Origin of the sequence: Streptomyces sp. NPDC005574 (assembly GCF_040605435.1) — a bacterium.
Taxonomy (GTDB): Bacteria; Actinomycetota; Actinomycetes; order Streptomycetales; family Streptomycetaceae; genus Streptomyces.
In genome coordinates this window covers 35390-49674 of the sequence record NZ_JBEXCW010000029.1, presented here as the reverse complement: position 1 = coordinate 49674, position 14285 = coordinate 35390, and the positions used below count along the sequence as shown (strand labels likewise).

Here is a 14285-nt window from a genome sequence, read left to right as displayed (position 1 = left end):
CGGCATGACGAAGGCCCCGGAACCGACCAGGTTCCGGGGCCTTCGCGCGGGGTGCGTCAGATCTCGTACGACGCCCTCGGCTTCGCCAGTTCCACCGGGCCGTCGAAGGCCGCGCGCGCGTCGGTGAGGTTGACCCGCGGGTCGGTCCACGGGGGGATGTGGGTGAGCACCAGGCGGCGGGCGCCCGCCCGGGTCGCCGTCTCGCCCGCCTCGCGGCCGTTGAGGTGCAGGTCGGGGATGTTCTCCTTGCCGTGCGTGAACGCCGCCTCGCACAGGAACAGGTCACTGTCGCGGGCGAGCTCGTCCAGCGCGGGGCTGACGCCGGTGTCGCCGGAGTACGTCAGGGTCTTCCCGCCGTGCTCGACGCGGATGCCGTACGCCTCCACGGGGTGGGCCACCCGCTCGGTGTGCACCGTGAACGGGCCGATCTCGAACGTGGACGGCTTGACCGTGTGGAAGTCGAAGACCTCGCTCATGGAGGAGGCGGTGGGGGTGTCGGCGTAGGCGGTCGTCAGCCGGTGTTCGGTGCCCTCGGGGCCGTAGACGGGGAGCGGGTCGCAGCGGCCGCCGTCGTGGCGGTAGTAGCGGGCGACGAAGTACGCGCACATGTCGATGCAGTGGTCGGCGTGCAGATGGCTGAGGAAGATCGCGTCGAGGTCGTAGAGACCGCAGTGACGCTGCAGCTCGCCGAGGGCGCCGTTGCCCATGTCGAGAAGCAGCCGGAAGCCGTCGGCCTCTAGGAGGTAGCTCGAGCAGGCCGATTCCGCGGACGGGAACGACCCCGAGCAGCCGACGACGGTGAGCTTCATGAAGCAGAAACCTCCGCTGGCGGGGAACTTTTCTGGAAAGGAGACGGGGGTCGTGCGGTGCGTCGAGCGTAAGGCGCAAAACGTCGGGTCGCTCCTCCGCCAAGGGCTGTTGTGGGCGAACTCACCTGTGGTGTCACCGGTTCGGCTGGAAGAGGGGTGCATGAGGTGTGAGAGAGGGCGCGCGACGGAGATCGCGCGCCGGTAACGTCTTCGGCATGAACACGTCCTGGTGGCTCGCGCTCGTGGCGGTGATGCTGCTCGCCCTGGTGGCCACGCTGGTCGACGGCTGGGGGCGGGGGCACCGGCCGAGGGGCCGCGGAAGCAGACCGCCGGGGCGCCCGTCGGGACCGCGCGGGCGGGCGGCGGCGCCGCGGGCGGCGGAGATCTGGTGGGCGAACGTGCCCTTCGAGGACGGCCGCGGAGCGGGCGGGCCCCCGCGCGGGGCGGGTGGCGGGCGGGCGAAGGACCGGCCGTGCCTGGTGCTCGCGGTGCGCGGGCGGCGGGCGACCGTCGTGAAGATCACCAGCAAGTACCACGGGGAGCGGCCCGGGGTGATCGCGCTGCCGCCGGGCGCCGTCGGGGACGCGCAGGGCCGCGCCAGTTTCCTGGAGACGGACGAGCTGCGGGAGGTACCGGTGGGCGACTTCCGGCGCCGGGTGGGGGTGGTGGACCCGGTCCTGTGGGACCAGGTCCGTCACCTCGCGGGCTGAGCCGGCCGGCGGCTCACGCCCAGAGCTGGCCGTGCAGGGTCTCGATGGCCTCTTCCGTGGTGGCCGCCGTGTAGACGCCCGTGGAGAGGTACTTCCAGCCGCCGTCGGCGACGAGGAACACGATGTCCGCGCTCTCGCCCGCCTTGACGGCCTTGTTGCCGACGCCGATCGCCGCGTGCAGGGCGGCGCCGGTGGAGACACCGGCGAAGATGCCCTCCTGCTGGAGCAGCTCGCGGGTGCGGGTGACGGCGTCGGCGGAGCCGACGGAGAAGCGGGTGGTCAGGACGGAGGCGTCGTAGAGCTCCGGGACGAAGCCCTCGTCGAGGTTGCGCAGGCCGTAGACCAGGTCGTCGTAGCGCGGCTCGGCGGCGACGATCCTCACGTCCGGCTTGTTCTCGCGCAGGAAGCGGCCGACGCCCATGAGGGTGCCGGTGGTGCCGAGGCCCGCGACGAAGTGGGTGATCGAGGGCAGGTCGGCGAGGATCTCCGGGCCGGTGCCGGTGTAGTGGGCGCCGGCGTTGTCGGGGTTGCCGTACTGGTAGAGCATCACCCAGTCGGGGTGCTCGGCGGACAGCTCCTTGGCGACGCGTACGGCGGTGTTGGAGCCGCCCGCGGCGGGGGACGGGATGATCTCCGCGCCCCACATGCCGAGCAGGTCACGGCGTTCCCGCGACGTGTTCTCGGGCATCACGCAGACCATGCGGTAGCCCTTGAGCCTGGCCGCCATGGCAAGGGAGATGCCGGTGTTGCCGGAGGTCGGCTCCAGGATCGTGCAGCCGGGGGTGAGACGGCCGTCCTTCTCCGCCTGCTCGATCATGTGCAGGGCCGGGCGGTCCTTGACCGAGCCGGTCGGGTTGCGGTCCTCCAGCTTGGCCCAGATGCGGACGTCGGCGGACGGCGAGAGCCGCGGCAGGCGCACCAGAGGGGTGTTGCCCACCGCGGCGAGCGGGGAGTCGTAACGCATGGGTGCGCTACGGCCGCTCAGGCCATGCCGCCGGCGACGGCCGGCAGGATCGTGACGTTGTCGCCGTCGGCGAGCTTGGTGGAGATGCCGTCGAGGAAGCGGACGTCCTCGTCGTTGAGGTAGACGTTGACGAAGCGGCGCAGTTCACCGCCGTCCACGATGCGGGCCTGGATGCCGGTGTGCCGGGTCTCGAGGTCGGCGAAGAGGTCGGCGAGGGTCTCTCCGCTGGCCTCCACCGCCTTCTGGCCGTCGGTGTACTGGCGGAGGATGGTCGGGATGCGGACCTCGATGGCCATGGCTCAGGGCTCCTGTCGGATGGTGTCTGGTCGGTGGGCGCGCGGCGGCGGCACGGGCGCGTGGTCGTGCGCGGAGTGGGGCGGTCGCCGCGGCTCACGGCCGTACGGCGGCGGGGCCGGCGTCAACAGATGGCGCTGGCGAGCCTGCACAGGTCGACGTGCAGCCGCGCCACGAGCAGTGTGCCCGGCGTCTTGTCGCTCACGTCGTGGAGAACCATGGGCTCATCGTATCGATTCCCCCTCGGGCTCCTGGAATGTGATCTCACTCTTCGGACACTTTTCGTCCGAGGTACGAGATCAGTACGTCTCCACCACCCTGACCTCCTCCTCCGTGACCTCTCCTTCCACGATCCGGAACGAGCGGAACTGGAACGGGCCGGCGTCGTCGGTGTCGGCGGTGGAGACGAGGACGTAGTGGGCGCCGGGCTCGTTGGCGTAGGAGATGTCGGTGCGGGAGGGGTGGGCCTCGGTGGCTGTGTGGGAGTGGTAGACGATCACCGGCTCCTCGTCGCGGTCGTCCATCTCGCGGTAGAGCTTGAGGAGGTCCTGCGAGTCGAACTCGTAGAACGTGGGCGAGCGGGCGGCGTTGAGCATCGGGATGAAGCGCTCGGGGCGGTCGGTGCCCGCCGGGCCCGCGACGACCCCGCACGCCTCGTCGGGGTGGTCCGCGCGGGCGTGGGCGACGATCTGGTCGAACAGGGCCTGGGTCAGGGTCAGCATGCGGGTCAGGATAAACAGGGCGGCCGAGCGTGCCGGGGGGTGGTGCGCGGCCGCCCCGTACCGGTGGGCGGTACGGGGCGGCTCGGATGCCGGACAGGGGGTCCGGAGGGGTGTCAGCGGACGTTCGCCGGTTCCGGTTCGCGGCGCTCGGCGATGCGCGGGTCGCGGCTCCTGAGGACCGCCCAGCCGATGCCGAGGGCGACGGCCCAGCCGGCCATCACGTACAGGCAGACGCGGGAGTCGGCGTCGTAGGCGATGAGGCCGGTGACGAAGAGCAGGAACGCGATCGCGACGTAGGAGCACACCGCGCCGCCCGGGGCGGGGAACGAGGAGGCGGGCAGCCGGCCGGCCTCGACGGCGCGCCGGTAGAGGACGTGGCTGATCAGGATCATCAGCCAGGTCCAGATGCCGGCCGCGGTGGCCACCGAGGTGACGTAGCCGAACGCCTTCTCCGGGACGACGTAGTTGAGGAGCACGCCGATGCCCATGAAGGCGACGGAGACGGTGATGCCGAGGGCCGGGGTCTTGGTGGCCGACAGCTTGCTGAAGGCGCGCGGGGCCTCGCCGTTGGCGGCCAGGGTGCGCAGCATGCGGCCCGTGGAGAACATGCCCGAGTTGCAGGAGGACAGGGCGGCGGTGAGGACGACGAAGTTGACGATTCCCGCGCCGGCCGGGATGCCGATCACCGCGAAGGCCTTCACGAACGGGCTGACGCCCGGGGCGAACTCCGTCCACTTCACGACGCAGAGGATGACCGTGAGCGCGCCGACGTAGAAGAGGGCGATGCGCCAGGGAAGGGTGTTGATCGCCTTCGGGAGCGTCTTCTCGGGGTTCTCGGACTCGCCGGCCGTGACGCCGACCAACTCGACGGCGAGGTAGGCGAACATGACGCCCTGGAGGGTCATCAGGGACGAGCCGACGCCCTTGGGGAAGAAGCCGTCGAACTGCCAGAGGTTGGCGACCGCGGCCGTGTCACCGGCGGAGCTGAAGCCGAAGGTGAGGACGCCCAGGCCGATCACGATCATGCCGATGAGGGCGGTGACCTTGATCATCGAGGCCCAGAACTCGATCTCGCCGAACACCTTCACGGAGATCAGGTTGGCGGCGAACAGGACGACCAGGAAGACCAGGGCCGACACCCACTGCGGGACGGACGGGAACCAGTAGTTGATGTAGATGGCGGCGGCGGTCAGTTCCGCCATGCCGGTGACCACCCACATCAGCCAGTACGTCCAGGCGGTGAAGTAGCCGAAGAACGGGCCGAGGAACTCGCGGGAGTACTCCGCGAAGGAGCCCGACACCGGGCGGTAGAGCAGCAGTTCGCCGAGCGCCCGCATGATGAAGAAGATGATCACGCCCGCGAGGGCGTACATCAGGATGAGGCTGGGGCCCGCCTTGGCGATGTTGGCCCCGGCGTTGAGGAACAGGCCGACGCCGATGGCGCCGCCGATCGCGATCATCTGGACCTGGCGGCTGCCGAGCCCGCGCTCGTACCCCTCTCCGGGGGCGTCGCCGTGCGCGGCCTCACTGCCGTCGTGTGCCGTACCGACCTGCGACGAGGTCATGTGTGGTGCGCCTTTCTCCATGCCGGTCCGCGCCAGTCCCGTGGCGTCGGATCGGATTCCGGTCCCCCCGGACAGGTGGAGCTTCGTGCCTGGCCGGCGGTGACCGGCTCGGTGGCGCACCCGGCCGGGCATGGGTGGTGCCGGCCGGGCGGTCGTGAAGATTTATCACGGCCGCAACAGAGATCACCCGGGCGCCGTGTGGCGCGGGTCACGGGGAGAACCGGACAAACGGAGCCCGCGCCCGCATAAACGGCCGGACCGGTAATCTGATCGTTATCCGGATTTGAGCGTCCGCTGAGCGAACAATGGGTGAGGCCGAACCCCTCCGCGAGAGCGGCGGACTCAGGGCATGAGCGTCGAGACGAGCGACTCCTGGAGACCGCCCAGCCACAGGTACGCCATCACCATCGGCTTGCGCGGGTCCTCGTCCGGGAGCCGGTAGAGCAGGTCGGTGTCGTCCTCGTCGCTGATGTCCAGCCGCGAACCGATCGCCAGCCGCAGGTCGTTGAGGGCCCCGAGCCACTGCTTGGACTCCTCCGGCGCCAGCTTCAGCACCGCCCCGCCGTCACCGGCGGAGGTCAGCAGGTCGAGGGAACGGATCACGGCCAGAGCGCTCTCCCGCTTGCCGGCCCGCAGGTCGTTCTCGGTGTAGCGGCGGAACTCCGAGGAGTGGGCCCGCTGCTCCTCGGCGTCGCGCGGCCCCGGGCTCGCCTCCGGGTCGCCGTAGGCGTCGGGGAAGAGACGGCGCAGCACCGGGTCGGCGGGCGGTTCGCTCGGGCCCTCGGCGAACAGCTCGGCGAGCGGGTCGTCGCCCGCGTCCTCGGCGGGGCCGGGGCCGATGAGCTCCAGGAGTTGCACGGCCAGCGAGCGGATGATGGAGATCTCGACGTCGTCGAGGGCGACGGCCGCGCCGCCGCCGGGGAGCGGTTCGAAGTGTCCGGGCATCAGGGGATATCGCTACTTCCGGTCCTGCTGGAGGGTGGCCCACAGACCGTAGCCGTGCATGGCCTGCACGTCGCGTTCCATCTCCTCGCGGCTGCCGCTGGAGACGACCGCGCGGCCCTTGTGGTGGACGTCGAGCATGAGCTTGGTGGCCTTGTCCTTGCTGTAGCCGAAGTACGACTGGAAGACGTACGTCACATAGCTCATGAGGTTGACCGGGTCGTTGTGCACGATGGTGACCCAGGGGACGTCGGGCTCGGGTACGGCGAAGACCTCCTCCGCCGACTCGGTGCGTTCGATCTCAAGGGGAGCGGGTGACGTCACAGTGCCCATGCTGCCACCGCAGGGGGGTGGTCGCACAAACCGGCTGCGTGCGCTGTCCCGCGAACGGGTTCGCGGACCAAATCGTCAGAGTGACGAAATGGGGGTAGGATCCGTCGGCATGAACACAGCGGACCTTGGCCTGCCGGTGGACGTTCCCTCGACGGCACTCTTCACGGACCAGTACGAGCTCACCATGCTGCAGGCCGCTCTCAGGGCGGGCACCGCCGAACGGCGCAGCGTGTTCGAGGCCTTCACCCGCCGGCTGCCGGAGGGGCGCCGGTACGGCGTCGTCGCGGGCACCGGCCGGGTGCTGGACGCCGTGGAGAACTTCCGTTTCGACGCGGACGTCCTCGGATTCCTGCGCGCGCGGCAGATCGTCGACGAGCCGACCCTGGAATGGCTCGCCTCCTACCGCTTCGGCGGTGACGTCTGGGGCTATCCCGAGGGCGAGGTGTACTTCCCGGGCTCGCCGATCCTGCGGGTGGAGGGCACCTTCGCGGAGTGCGTGCTCCTGGAGACCGTGATCCTGTCCATCCTCAACCACGACTCGGCGATCGCCGCGGCCGCCTCCCGGATGTCCTCGGCGGCCGGCGACCGGCCGCTGATCGAGATGGGCGCCCGGCGCACCCACGAACTGGCCGCGGTCGCCGCCGCCCGCGCCGCCTACGTCGGCGGCTTCACCACCACCTCCGACCTCGCGGCCGGGTTCCGCTACGGCATCCCGACCGTCGGCACCAGCGCACACGCCTTCACCCTGCTGCACGACCACGAGCGGGACGCCTTCCAGGCCCAGGTCGACTCACTGGGCCGGGGCACCACCCTCCTCGTCGACACCTACGACGTCACCGAGGCCGTCCGCGCGGCGGTCGAGGTCGCCGGGCCCGAGCTGGGCGCGGTCCGCATCGACTCCGGCGACCTGCTGCTGGTCGCGCACCGGGTACGGCAGCAGCTGGACGAGCTGGGCGCGACCGGCACGAAGATCATCGTGACCTCCGACCTCGACGAGTACGCCATCGCCTCGCTGGCGGCGGCGCCCGTGGACGCGTACGGCGTCGGCACCCAGCTGGTGACCGGCTCCGGCCACCCGACCGCGTCGATGGTCTACAAGCTGGTCGCCCGCGCCGAGACCTCCGACCCGAAGGCGCCGCTGGTGGCGGTGGCGAAGAAGTCCAGCGGCGGCAAGACCTCCGTCGGCGGCCGCAAGTGGGCCGCGCGCCGCCTGGACGCGTACGGGGTGGCGGAGGCGGAGGTCGTCGGCACCGGCCCGGTCCCGGCCGAGCTCGCCGACCGTCAGCTGCTGGTGGAACTCGTCAAGGGCGGCGAGGTCGTCGCCCGGGAGCCCCTCGACGTGGTGCGGGAGCGGCACGCGGCCGCCCGCGCCAACCTGCCGCTGTCGGCGGCCCAGCTCTCGCGCGGGGAACCGGTCCTTGCGACGGAGTACGTACTCGGGCACTCGGGTAGCTAGTGGGGGTGTCCTCCCCGACTCGGGGTGGGGCACCCGGTTCCGACCCCTCCCCTACCGCCGTCGAAGTCAATAGGCTCGGAAGCTCACCGGCCGGGCCCGCACCCCTTCCTCTCCCGACCTCATAGTCGAAGGACACCGACCATGCGCCGCGCCTTGATCGTCGTAGACGTGCAGAACGACTTCTGCGAGGGGGGCAGCCTCGCGGTGACCGGGGGCGCCGACGTGGCCGCCGCCATCACCGAGCTGATCGGGCAGGCGCCCGCCGGCTACCGGCACGTGGTGGCGACCCGCGACCACCACATCGCCCCCGGCGGACACTTCGCCGACAACCCCGACTACGTCCACTCCTGGCCCGCGCACTGCGTGGCCGGCACCGAGGGCGTGGGCTTCCACCCGAACTTCGCCCCGGCCGTCGCCTCCGGCGCGGTCGACGCCGTCTTCGACAAGGGCGCGTACGCGGCGGCGTACAGCGGCTTCGAGGGGCAGGACGAGAACGGCGTCTCGCTGGGCGACTGGCTGCGGGCCCGGGAGGTCGACGAGGTCGACGTCGTGGGCATCGCGACCGACCACTGCGTGCGGGCCACCGCGCTGGACTCGGTGCGGGAGGGGTTCCGCACGCAGGTCCTGCTCGACCTCACCGCCGGAGTGGCCGAGGACACCACCGGACGCGCCCTGGAGGAACTGCGCGGGGCCGGGGTGGAGCTCTCGGGGAAGCCGGTCGTCTGACCCGTTCCGTCGCCCGGCGTGGGCGGACCGGTCCGACCGGCCGTCCAGGGTGCCCTGGACGTCAGTGCGTCGCCAGGCGGGCTCCCGACAGGGCGGTGAAGGCCCGCCAGGCGGACGGCTCGCACGCGCTGATCTCCCGCCACACCAGACCGTCCGGGTGGTACAGCACCGCGGATATCTCGTCCGGCGTCGGCGGTGCCGCGTTGCCTCGCAGGTAGATCGCGCGCAGCCCCAGATTGCGGAGCCTGGTCAGCGCGCGGGCCCGGTTGACCGCGTGCACCAGCACCCGCACCCCGGTCTCGCCGCCGGGTGCCGGAGTGGGCAGGTTCAGCGCCACCACGACACTGCCGGTCGGCAGCTTGCAGAAACCTCCTGCGGCCATGCGGTCATACCCCCGTGCGATTCGGTGTCAATAAGTCAGCCACAGGACGCACCTAAACACGATCGGCGGCAACCCGCCAGGGGGTCACCGCCGATACGCTTCTGACCTGCGAAAACAGAGGTTACTTCGCGGAAGGACCAACCTTGAGCGAGATCGTCGAGCCGCTCAGCGGCTCCTTGACGACCGTGATCCGGGTGTTGGTGTCAGTGATCTTGACACCCGCGTACGGGTTCGACGCGTCGTAGTACGACGACCTGCCGTCGTCGAAGACCGGGACGCCGGCACGCGCCTTGATCTTCGTCGCGACGTCCGCCTTGTGCAGGGTGATCGCGTCCGTCGGGTACCAGCCGAAGGTGGAGTCGAAGGCCTGGATGCGGTTGCGCATCAGGGTGCCGTCGGACCACTTCAGCGGGGTCGGGTGCGAGTCGATCGGGAGGATCAGGCCCTCACCCGGGTGGGCGCTGGTGTTGTCGTCCGCCTGGGAGGTGTCCCACTTCCAGATGAGCAGACCGTTCTGGTAGGCGTAGTGCTCCACCCAGTCCGGACGGGTCGTCGAGAAGCCGTAGTTGTACGGGCCGACCTTCAACACCTTGTCGTACGACACGTACTGGCGGTTCTCGGCGATGTAGTACTGGTCGTAGTCGTCCGTGATGGACGTGCCGATGCGGGAGAAGCCGCTCGCCGTCCAGGCGGCGTCCGCGGACTCGGCGTTGTCGGCGAAGACGGTGGCGCCGTCGGCGGTCACCGTGATCTCGTCGGCCGCGAAGCCCTTCTGCGCCACACCGCCGTCGGTCTGGTAGCGGAAGCGCACGTCGATCTTCTTGCCCGCGTAGGCGTCGAGCGGGTACGTGAGCTTCTGGTAGGCGGCCACCGTGCCGGTGAGGGCGGGCTTGTCGCTGCCGTCACGCGTGATGGGGGTGCCGTCGGCCAGAGTCCCGTCGATCGGCGTCCAGTTGGCGCCGTCGGTGGAGACCTCGGTGTAGAGGTAGTCGTAGTCCTGCTCGATGTCCCACCAGCCGTCGAGCGTGAGGCTCGCGGAGCTCTTGCCGGTCAGGTCGACCGAACGGGACAGGGAGTTGCGCAGGTCGTTGCCGCTGCCGCTCCACCACTGCGTGCTGCCCTGGGCGGGGGCGACCACCTGGGTGGTGACCTCCTTCTTCGGCAGCTGGACCACGAGGGACTGCGGGTTCTTGGTGTTGTACTCCGCCACCCCCAGCGTGTGGTGCGAGCGGGCGCCGGCCTTGGCGGTGTCGTAGTCGAGCCAGCCCAGCTGGAGCTTGTCCCAGGCGTTCATGTCGCCGGGGAGGTCGCCGATGGAGTCCTTGCCGGTGCCGAGCCAGGAGCCGGACGACATCAGGGTCCAGAAACCGGTGGAGTTCTCGCCGCCCGCCGTGTCGTACTCGTCGGGCAGGCCGAGGTCGTGGCCGTACTCGTGGGCGAAGACGCCCAGGCCGCCGTTCTCCGGCTGGATGGTGTAGTCGCCGACCCAGACGCCGGTGTCACCGATCTGCGTGCCGCCGAGCTTGTTGGTGTCCGGGCCGGTCGCGCCGGCGTCGGTGCCGAAGGCGTACCAGCGGTGGGCCCAGATCGCGTCCTCGCCCTGCGCGCCGCCGCCCGCGGACTCGTCCTCACCGGCGTGCACGATCTGGAAGTGGTCGATGTAGCCGTCGGGCTCGTTGAAGTTGCCGTCGCCGTCGTAGTCGTAGCGGTCCCACTGGTCGAACTGGGCCAGCTCCGTCTTGATCTCGCCGGCGGTGTCACCGGCCGCCTCGCGCTCGGCGACCCAGGCGTTCACGCCGTCCTGGACCGCGTACCAGGCGCCGGTGGAGGCCTTGTTGGAGCCGTAGCGGGCCTCGTTGTAGGGGACCTTGACCCAGTCGGTGACCTCGCCCTCGACCGAGTAGCGGCCCGAGGACTGCCTCTCGTAGTACTTCTTCAGCGACTCGGTCTTCTTGCCGGTGCCGAAGTACAGGTCCTGGAAGTGCGCCTGGTTGTAGTCCGCCCGCCAGGCCGTGCTGTTGTCCTTGGCGCGGTCCGGCGCGGCGATCTCGTTGTGCGCCGGGCCCGCCGTGCCGCCGTAGCGGCTGTCGGTCTTGTCGCCGAACTCGACCAGGATCGTGAAGATCTTGTCCGTCTTCTCCCGGCCCAGCTCGACGTACTTGTCCTTGCCCTTGAGCTTCACGACCTTCGAGCCGTTGTGGTCCTTGACGGACGCGGTGCCCGATATGACCTGGTCCAGCGCCTCCTGGTACTGGGCCTCCTGAGTCTTCGTCAGGGGTCCGTCGAGGTCGTGCTTCTTGCTCCTGACCGGCTGCGGATCATGCCGGTCCACCGCGGCGTTCGCCGCGGATCCGCCGTCCGCGGCCTGTGCCACGGCGAACGCAGAGAACGTGGCCGAGGCCGCCGCGAGGGCGACGACCGTCGCTGCCGTTCTGAACGTCCAGGTTCTACCCGTCACTTGATGCCTCCCCTAACGCGCCCGGCCGCACGGAAGGGGGGTCCTGATCAAGGGGGTCCTGATCAACGAGGTCCGCGGGCGGTATACGCGTGTAGTCAAGTGACGACATTTGACTACTGGTTTACGAGAAAAGACAGACCTTGACTTGGACAGAACAATTGCATTATTAGGAGGTGGCGTTCGCATTGCGGACACGAGACCGTAACGAACAGGCGCGCGAGAGGGTCCACTTGGTGGACGTCATGACTCCGTGCGCCCCCTGTGCACCGGCACTGTTGGTTAGGTCACGCTTACCGTTCGTTCCCCTCGGGCATGCAGCCGATTAGAGTCGTTTGGCGGAACGCCCCGCATCGGCGGAAAGCCAGGCCGACGACCCCCGTGGACCCCCACTTCCGAGGACACGATTGCCATGCCTCGTCCGACTGCCGCACAGCTCGCCTACGGTTCGTTCACCGTGATCTTCTCGACGCTCGCCATGCTGCTGCTGTCACAGACGAGTTCGGGCCTGGGGATCGCGGTCGTCGCCACCGCGGGGCTCGCCCTCGGCCTCCTCGTCGCCATGACGGTCCCGCTGCCCCGGCAGAGCGCCGCCCGGGCACCGCGGCCCGTCACGGCCGCGCAGCAGGCGCCGACGCCCCTGCGGGCCCCGGTCGCCGCTGTGGCGTCCGAGCCGGTGCACGAACGCGCCGCGTCCTGAACCCGCCCGGCGCCCGCCGGTGCCGGACCCGCTCGGTGCCGTCCGGCGCGGGCCCGGCCGGCCGGTGGGTCAGCCGGTCCTGACGACCACCGTCTTGGCCGCCTTGTCGTGCAGGCCCTGCTTGTAGGGCTTGTCGAAGAAGCTCCAGCCGCCCGCGATCGCGGTCCAGATGCAGGCGCAGCAGAAGGCGAACGGGATCCACAGCACCGCCGAGCGGACCAGCATGGTCTGCACGGAGGGCGTGGCGCCGTCGTCCAGCCTGGCCACCCGCATGCCCAGCCACCTCTTGCCGAGCGTCTGCCCCGACCTGCTCATCAGGACCGTGTCGTAGGCGATGTACAGGACGGCTGCGGTGAGGGACTGCGCGAAGGACCGGCCGGCCTGGAAGTCGTTGCTGTCCACCTGGTACTCGCGGACGTTGAACGCCCAGGTCAGCAGCCATACGACGATACCCACGAGGATCATGTCGATGATCCGCGCGAGCGTGCGCTTGCCGCTGTCCGCGAGCGGCGGCATCCCGGCCAGCGGGTCCGAGGGGTACGGACCACCGCCGTAGGGACCGCCACCGCCGTAGGGGTCACCCCCGCCGGGGCCGCCGCCGTAGGGACCGCCACCGCCGTAGGGGTCACCCCCGCCGGGGCCGCCGCCGTAGGGACCGCCACCGCCGTAGGGGCCACCGCCGGCCTGACCGCCGCCGTACGGGTCGCCGCCGTACGGGTCGCCCTGGTGGGGCGGGGGCGGGCTGCCGGACGGGGGGTGCGGGCCCGGTCCGGGAGGGCCGGACGGGGGCCGCTTCCGGAACGGGTCGTCATCCGGTGGCTGCTGACCGGAGCCGGGAGGCGGTTCGCTGCTCATGGCCCGAGTCGACCGCGAACCCGCCGCCTCCGCATCCGGCGAGCGGCCGTACGGGGGACCGGACCGCGGGCCGGCCCGCCCGCCTCCCGCGCCGGGTGCGGTCAGCCCGCCACGAACGTGTGCGCCGCCTTGTCGTGCCAGCACTGGTGCCAGGGCCGGTCGAACAGGCCCCACAGGACTCCCACTACGCCCACCAGGAGCAGTCCGGGCACGCTGTAGACGAGCCAGCGGCGCAGCGCCCCGCCGAAGGTCGGGGGCTCGTGCGCCTCGATGTCCCGCACCTGGAGGCCGAGCAGCTTCTTGCCGAGGGTGCGGCCCCATCTGGCCGTGGGCAGCGCCTCGTAGAGCACGCCGAAGACCAGCAGGACGGCGAGGACGGCACCGAGGTACACCGAGGTCGTCCCGTCGAGCAGCCAGACGGTGACGGTCCGGCCGGACAGCTTGGCCGCGTCGATCTTCTCGTCGACGTGGTCGAGCGCCCGGGTGCCGAGCGGCCTGATGTCGTCCGGCGACAGCGCGCCCTTAGCGATGACATGGTCCCCGGAGGACTCGCCGCGCAGGCGGCGGCCGATCCACGGCACCAGGTACTCGCGCGCCCAGTGGACGTCGTCGCGCCGGACGTCGAGGGTGCCGCGGGGCGGGAGCAGCGGCCAGGGCTGCTCCGGGTCGGCCGGGATCTCCAGGCCGAGGGCCTGGCCGGCGCGCAGTGCCACGCGGGTGTGGCCCTCAGGCGACAGGTGAAGGCGGTCGCCGTCCCAGGCCCGGCGGTCCTGAACGGTCTTCAGGGACCACAGGTCGAGGACCGGACAGCCGTACCGGTCGGCCACGGCCCGCACATGGCCGTTGTAGGTGGCGATCTTGCCGCGCAGATGTCTCAGCACGGGGACGCCACGGGTGTCGAAGCCGGTGGTCACCATGACGGTGCCGGCGACCGCGGCGAGCCGGGCGACCGCCCGCTCGAAGCGCTCGGCGACCTCGTCGGGGTCGGTACCGGGCCGGATGATGTCGTTGCCGCCGGCGCTGAACGACACCAGGTCGGGGGCCATGTCGACGGCCCGCGGAAGCTGGTCCTCGATGATCTGGTCGAGGAGCTTGCCGCGCACCGCGAGGTTCGTGTAATCGAAGTCGCCCTCGGGACGCCGGTCCGCGAGAAGTACCGCGAACCGGTCGGCCCAGCCGACGAACGCCCCGTCGGGGCCCGGGTCGCCGACGCCCTCGGTGAAGCTGTCCCCCAGCGCCACGTACGACCCGATCACTGATGTGTTGTCACTCTTCGAACCGTCTGCCACATCGGCCCATGATTCACCTTCGGATGTGACCTACGCGATCGTAGGAAGGGGCTGACCAGCGGTGAGATAAGCCACTCGTAAAG

16 protein-coding genes and 1 pseudogene are annotated in these 14285 nt (G+C 70.5%); 4 read left to right on the top strand and 13 right to left on the bottom strand.

The genetic code is table 11. The annotated features are described in order from the left end of the window. Window positions 1-56 precede the first annotated feature (56 nt). Entirely contained in the window at window positions 57-809 is a 753-nt protein-coding gene (locus ABZT03_RS20325) for an MBL fold metallo-hydrolase (RefSeq protein ID WP_356041207.1), read from the bottom strand. Window positions 810-1024: 215 nt separating this feature from the next. Here ABZT03_RS20325 and ABZT03_RS20320 point away from each other — a divergent pair, with 215 nt between their 5' ends. Then, window positions 1025-1519: a type II toxin-antitoxin system PemK/MazF family toxin gene (locus tag ABZT03_RS20320; RefSeq protein WP_356041205.1), complete on the top strand. Its 495-nt coding sequence runs from the start codon at window positions 1025-1027 to the stop codon at window positions 1517-1519. Window positions 1520-1532: 13 nt separating this feature from the next. On the opposite strand, the gene ABZT03_RS20315 is transcribed toward ABZT03_RS20320, so the two are convergent. The 7 genes from ABZT03_RS20315 to clpS all read right to left on the bottom strand — a co-directional run bounded on the left by ABZT03_RS20315 (window position 1533) and on the right by clpS (window position 6339). Further along, window positions 1533-2483, bottom strand: coding sequence for a cysteine synthase (locus tag ABZT03_RS20315; protein WP_356041203.1), 951 nt, complete (start codon window positions 2481-2483; stop codon window positions 1533-1535). A gap of 17 nt (window positions 2484-2500) precedes the next feature. Continuing rightward, window positions 2501-2779, bottom strand: a complete 279-nt coding sequence (locus ABZT03_RS20310) for a MoaD/ThiS family protein (protein ID WP_356041201.1) — start codon at window positions 2777-2779, stop codon at window positions 2501-2503. Window positions 2780-2901: 122 nt separating this feature from the next. Beyond that, a complete protein-coding gene (locus ABZT03_RS20305) occupies window positions 2902-2997 on the bottom strand; it encodes a putative leader peptide (RefSeq protein WP_356041199.1) in 96 nt (31 codons plus the stop codon). Between the two features lie 79 nt (window positions 2998-3076). Continuing rightward, window positions 3077-3499: a M67 family metallopeptidase gene (locus ABZT03_RS20300; protein WP_356041197.1), complete on the bottom strand. Its 423-nt coding sequence runs from the start codon at window positions 3497-3499 to the stop codon at window positions 3077-3079. Window positions 3500-3612: 113 nt separating this feature from the next. Further along, window positions 3613-5064, bottom strand: a complete 1452-nt coding sequence (locus ABZT03_RS20295; protein ID WP_356041195.1) for an amino acid permease — start codon at window positions 5062-5064, stop codon at window positions 3613-3615. 342 nt (window positions 5065-5406) lie between these two features. Beyond that, on the bottom strand, window positions 5407-6009 hold the full coding sequence (locus ABZT03_RS20290) for a DUF2017 domain-containing protein (protein WP_356041194.1): 603 nt from the start codon (window positions 6007-6009) through the stop codon (window positions 5407-5409). A gap of 12 nt (window positions 6010-6021) precedes the next feature. After that, window positions 6022-6339, bottom strand: coding sequence for an ATP-dependent Clp protease adapter ClpS (gene clpS / locus ABZT03_RS20285; protein WP_344454134.1), 318 nt, complete (start codon window positions 6337-6339; stop codon window positions 6022-6024). 109 nt (window positions 6340-6448) lie between these two features. On the opposite strand from clpS, the gene ABZT03_RS20280 reads away from it, so the two are divergent. Both ABZT03_RS20280 and ABZT03_RS20275 read left to right on the top strand, forming a co-directional pair. Continuing rightward, window positions 6449-7795, top strand: a complete 1347-nt coding sequence (locus ABZT03_RS20280; RefSeq protein ID WP_356041192.1) for a nicotinate phosphoribosyltransferase — start codon at window positions 6449-6451, stop codon at window positions 7793-7795. Window positions 7796-7936: 141 nt separating this feature from the next. After that, window positions 7937-8521, top strand: coding sequence for a nicotinamidase (locus tag ABZT03_RS20275; RefSeq protein WP_356041190.1), 585 nt, complete (start codon window positions 7937-7939; stop codon window positions 8519-8521). A gap of 61 nt (window positions 8522-8582) precedes the next feature. Here the strand turns inward: ABZT03_RS20275 and ABZT03_RS20270 are convergent, their stop codons facing one another. Both ABZT03_RS20270 and ABZT03_RS20265 read right to left on the bottom strand, forming a co-directional pair. Next, complete coding sequence (locus ABZT03_RS20270) at window positions 8583-8903, bottom strand: hypothetical protein (RefSeq protein WP_356041188.1); 321 nt, start codon at window positions 8901-8903, stop codon at window positions 8583-8585. A 121-nt stretch (window positions 8904-9024) separates the two neighbouring features. Beyond that, on the bottom strand, window positions 9025-11361 hold the full coding sequence (locus tag ABZT03_RS20265; RefSeq protein ID WP_356041186.1) for an immune inhibitor A domain-containing protein: 2337 nt from the start codon (window positions 11359-11361) through the stop codon (window positions 9025-9027). Window positions 11362-11770: 409 nt separating this feature from the next. Between ABZT03_RS20265 and ABZT03_RS20260 the strand changes: the two genes are divergently transcribed. Continuing rightward, window positions 11771-12058, top strand: a complete 288-nt coding sequence (locus ABZT03_RS20260) for a hypothetical protein (protein ID WP_356041184.1) — start codon at window positions 11771-11773, stop codon at window positions 12056-12058. A gap of 69 nt (window positions 12059-12127) precedes the next feature. On the opposite strand, the gene ABZT03_RS20255 is transcribed toward ABZT03_RS20260, so the two are convergent. From ABZT03_RS20255 to ABZT03_RS20245, 3 genes and pseudogenes are all read right to left on the bottom strand, one after another. Next, window positions 12128-12913, bottom strand: coding sequence for an RDD family protein (locus ABZT03_RS20255; RefSeq protein ID WP_356041183.1), 786 nt, complete (start codon window positions 12911-12913; stop codon window positions 12128-12130). Between the two features lie 101 nt (window positions 12914-13014). After that, on the bottom strand, window positions 13015-13305 hold the full coding sequence (locus ABZT03_RS20250) for an RDD family protein (protein ID WP_356041287.1): 291 nt from the start codon (window positions 13303-13305) through the stop codon (window positions 13015-13017). Window positions 13306-13407: 102 nt separating this feature from the next. Further along, window positions 13408-14169, bottom strand: a pseudogene (locus tag ABZT03_RS20245) (SGNH/GDSL hydrolase family protein); the annotation flags it as partial. Between the last annotated feature and the right edge of the window lie 116 nt (window positions 14170-14285).

What these genes read in the sequence shown, in the direction of transcription:
- ABZT03_RS20275 (WP_356041190.1), top strand. Translation starts at nt 7,937, where the DNA reads ATGCGCCGCGCCTTGATCGTCGTAGACGTGCAGAACGACTTCTGCGAG.
- ABZT03_RS20325 (WP_356041207.1), bottom strand. Translation starts at nt 809, where the DNA reads ATGAAGCTCACCGTCGTCGGCTGCTCGGGGTCGTTCCCGTCCGCGGAA.
- clpS (WP_344454134.1), bottom strand. Translation starts at nt 6,339, where the DNA reads ATGGGCACTGTGACGTCACCCGCTCCCCTTGAGATCGAACGCACCGAG.
- ABZT03_RS20280 (WP_356041192.1), top strand. Translation starts at nt 6,449, where the DNA reads ATGAACACAGCGGACCTTGGCCTGCCGGTGGACGTTCCCTCGACGGCA.
- ABZT03_RS20305 (WP_356041199.1), bottom strand. Translation starts at nt 2,997, where the DNA reads ATGGTTCTCCACGACGTGAGCGACAAGACGCCGGGCACACTGCTCGTG.
- ABZT03_RS20260 (WP_356041184.1), top strand. Translation starts at nt 11,771, where the DNA reads ATGCCTCGTCCGACTGCCGCACAGCTCGCCTACGGTTCGTTCACCGTG.
- ABZT03_RS20290 (WP_356041194.1), bottom strand. Translation starts at nt 6,009, where the DNA reads ATGCCCGGACACTTCGAACCGCTCCCCGGCGGCGGCGCGGCCGTCGCC.
- ABZT03_RS20315 (WP_356041203.1), bottom strand. Translation starts at nt 2,483, where the DNA reads ATGCGTTACGACTCCCCGCTCGCCGCGGTGGGCAACACCCCTCTGGTG.
- ABZT03_RS20255 (WP_356041183.1), bottom strand. Translation starts at nt 12,913, where the DNA reads ATGAGCAGCGAACCGCCTCCCGGCTCCGGTCAGCAGCCACCGGATGAC.
- ABZT03_RS20310 (WP_356041201.1), bottom strand. Translation starts at nt 2,779, where the DNA reads ATGGCCATCGAGGTCCGCATCCCGACCATCCTCCGCCAGTACACCGAC.
- ABZT03_RS20320 (WP_356041205.1), top strand. Translation starts at nt 1,025, where the DNA reads ATGAACACGTCCTGGTGGCTCGCGCTCGTGGCGGTGATGCTGCTCGCC.
- ABZT03_RS20300 (WP_356041197.1), bottom strand. Translation starts at nt 3,499, where the DNA reads ATGCTGACCCTGACCCAGGCCCTGTTCGACCAGATCGTCGCCCACGCC.
- ABZT03_RS20295 (WP_356041195.1), bottom strand. Translation starts at nt 5,064, where the DNA reads ATGACCTCGTCGCAGGTCGGTACGGCACACGACGGCAGTGAGGCCGCG.
- ABZT03_RS20270 (WP_356041188.1), bottom strand. Translation starts at nt 8,903, where the DNA reads ATGGCCGCAGGAGGTTTCTGCAAGCTGCCGACCGGCAGTGTCGTGGTG.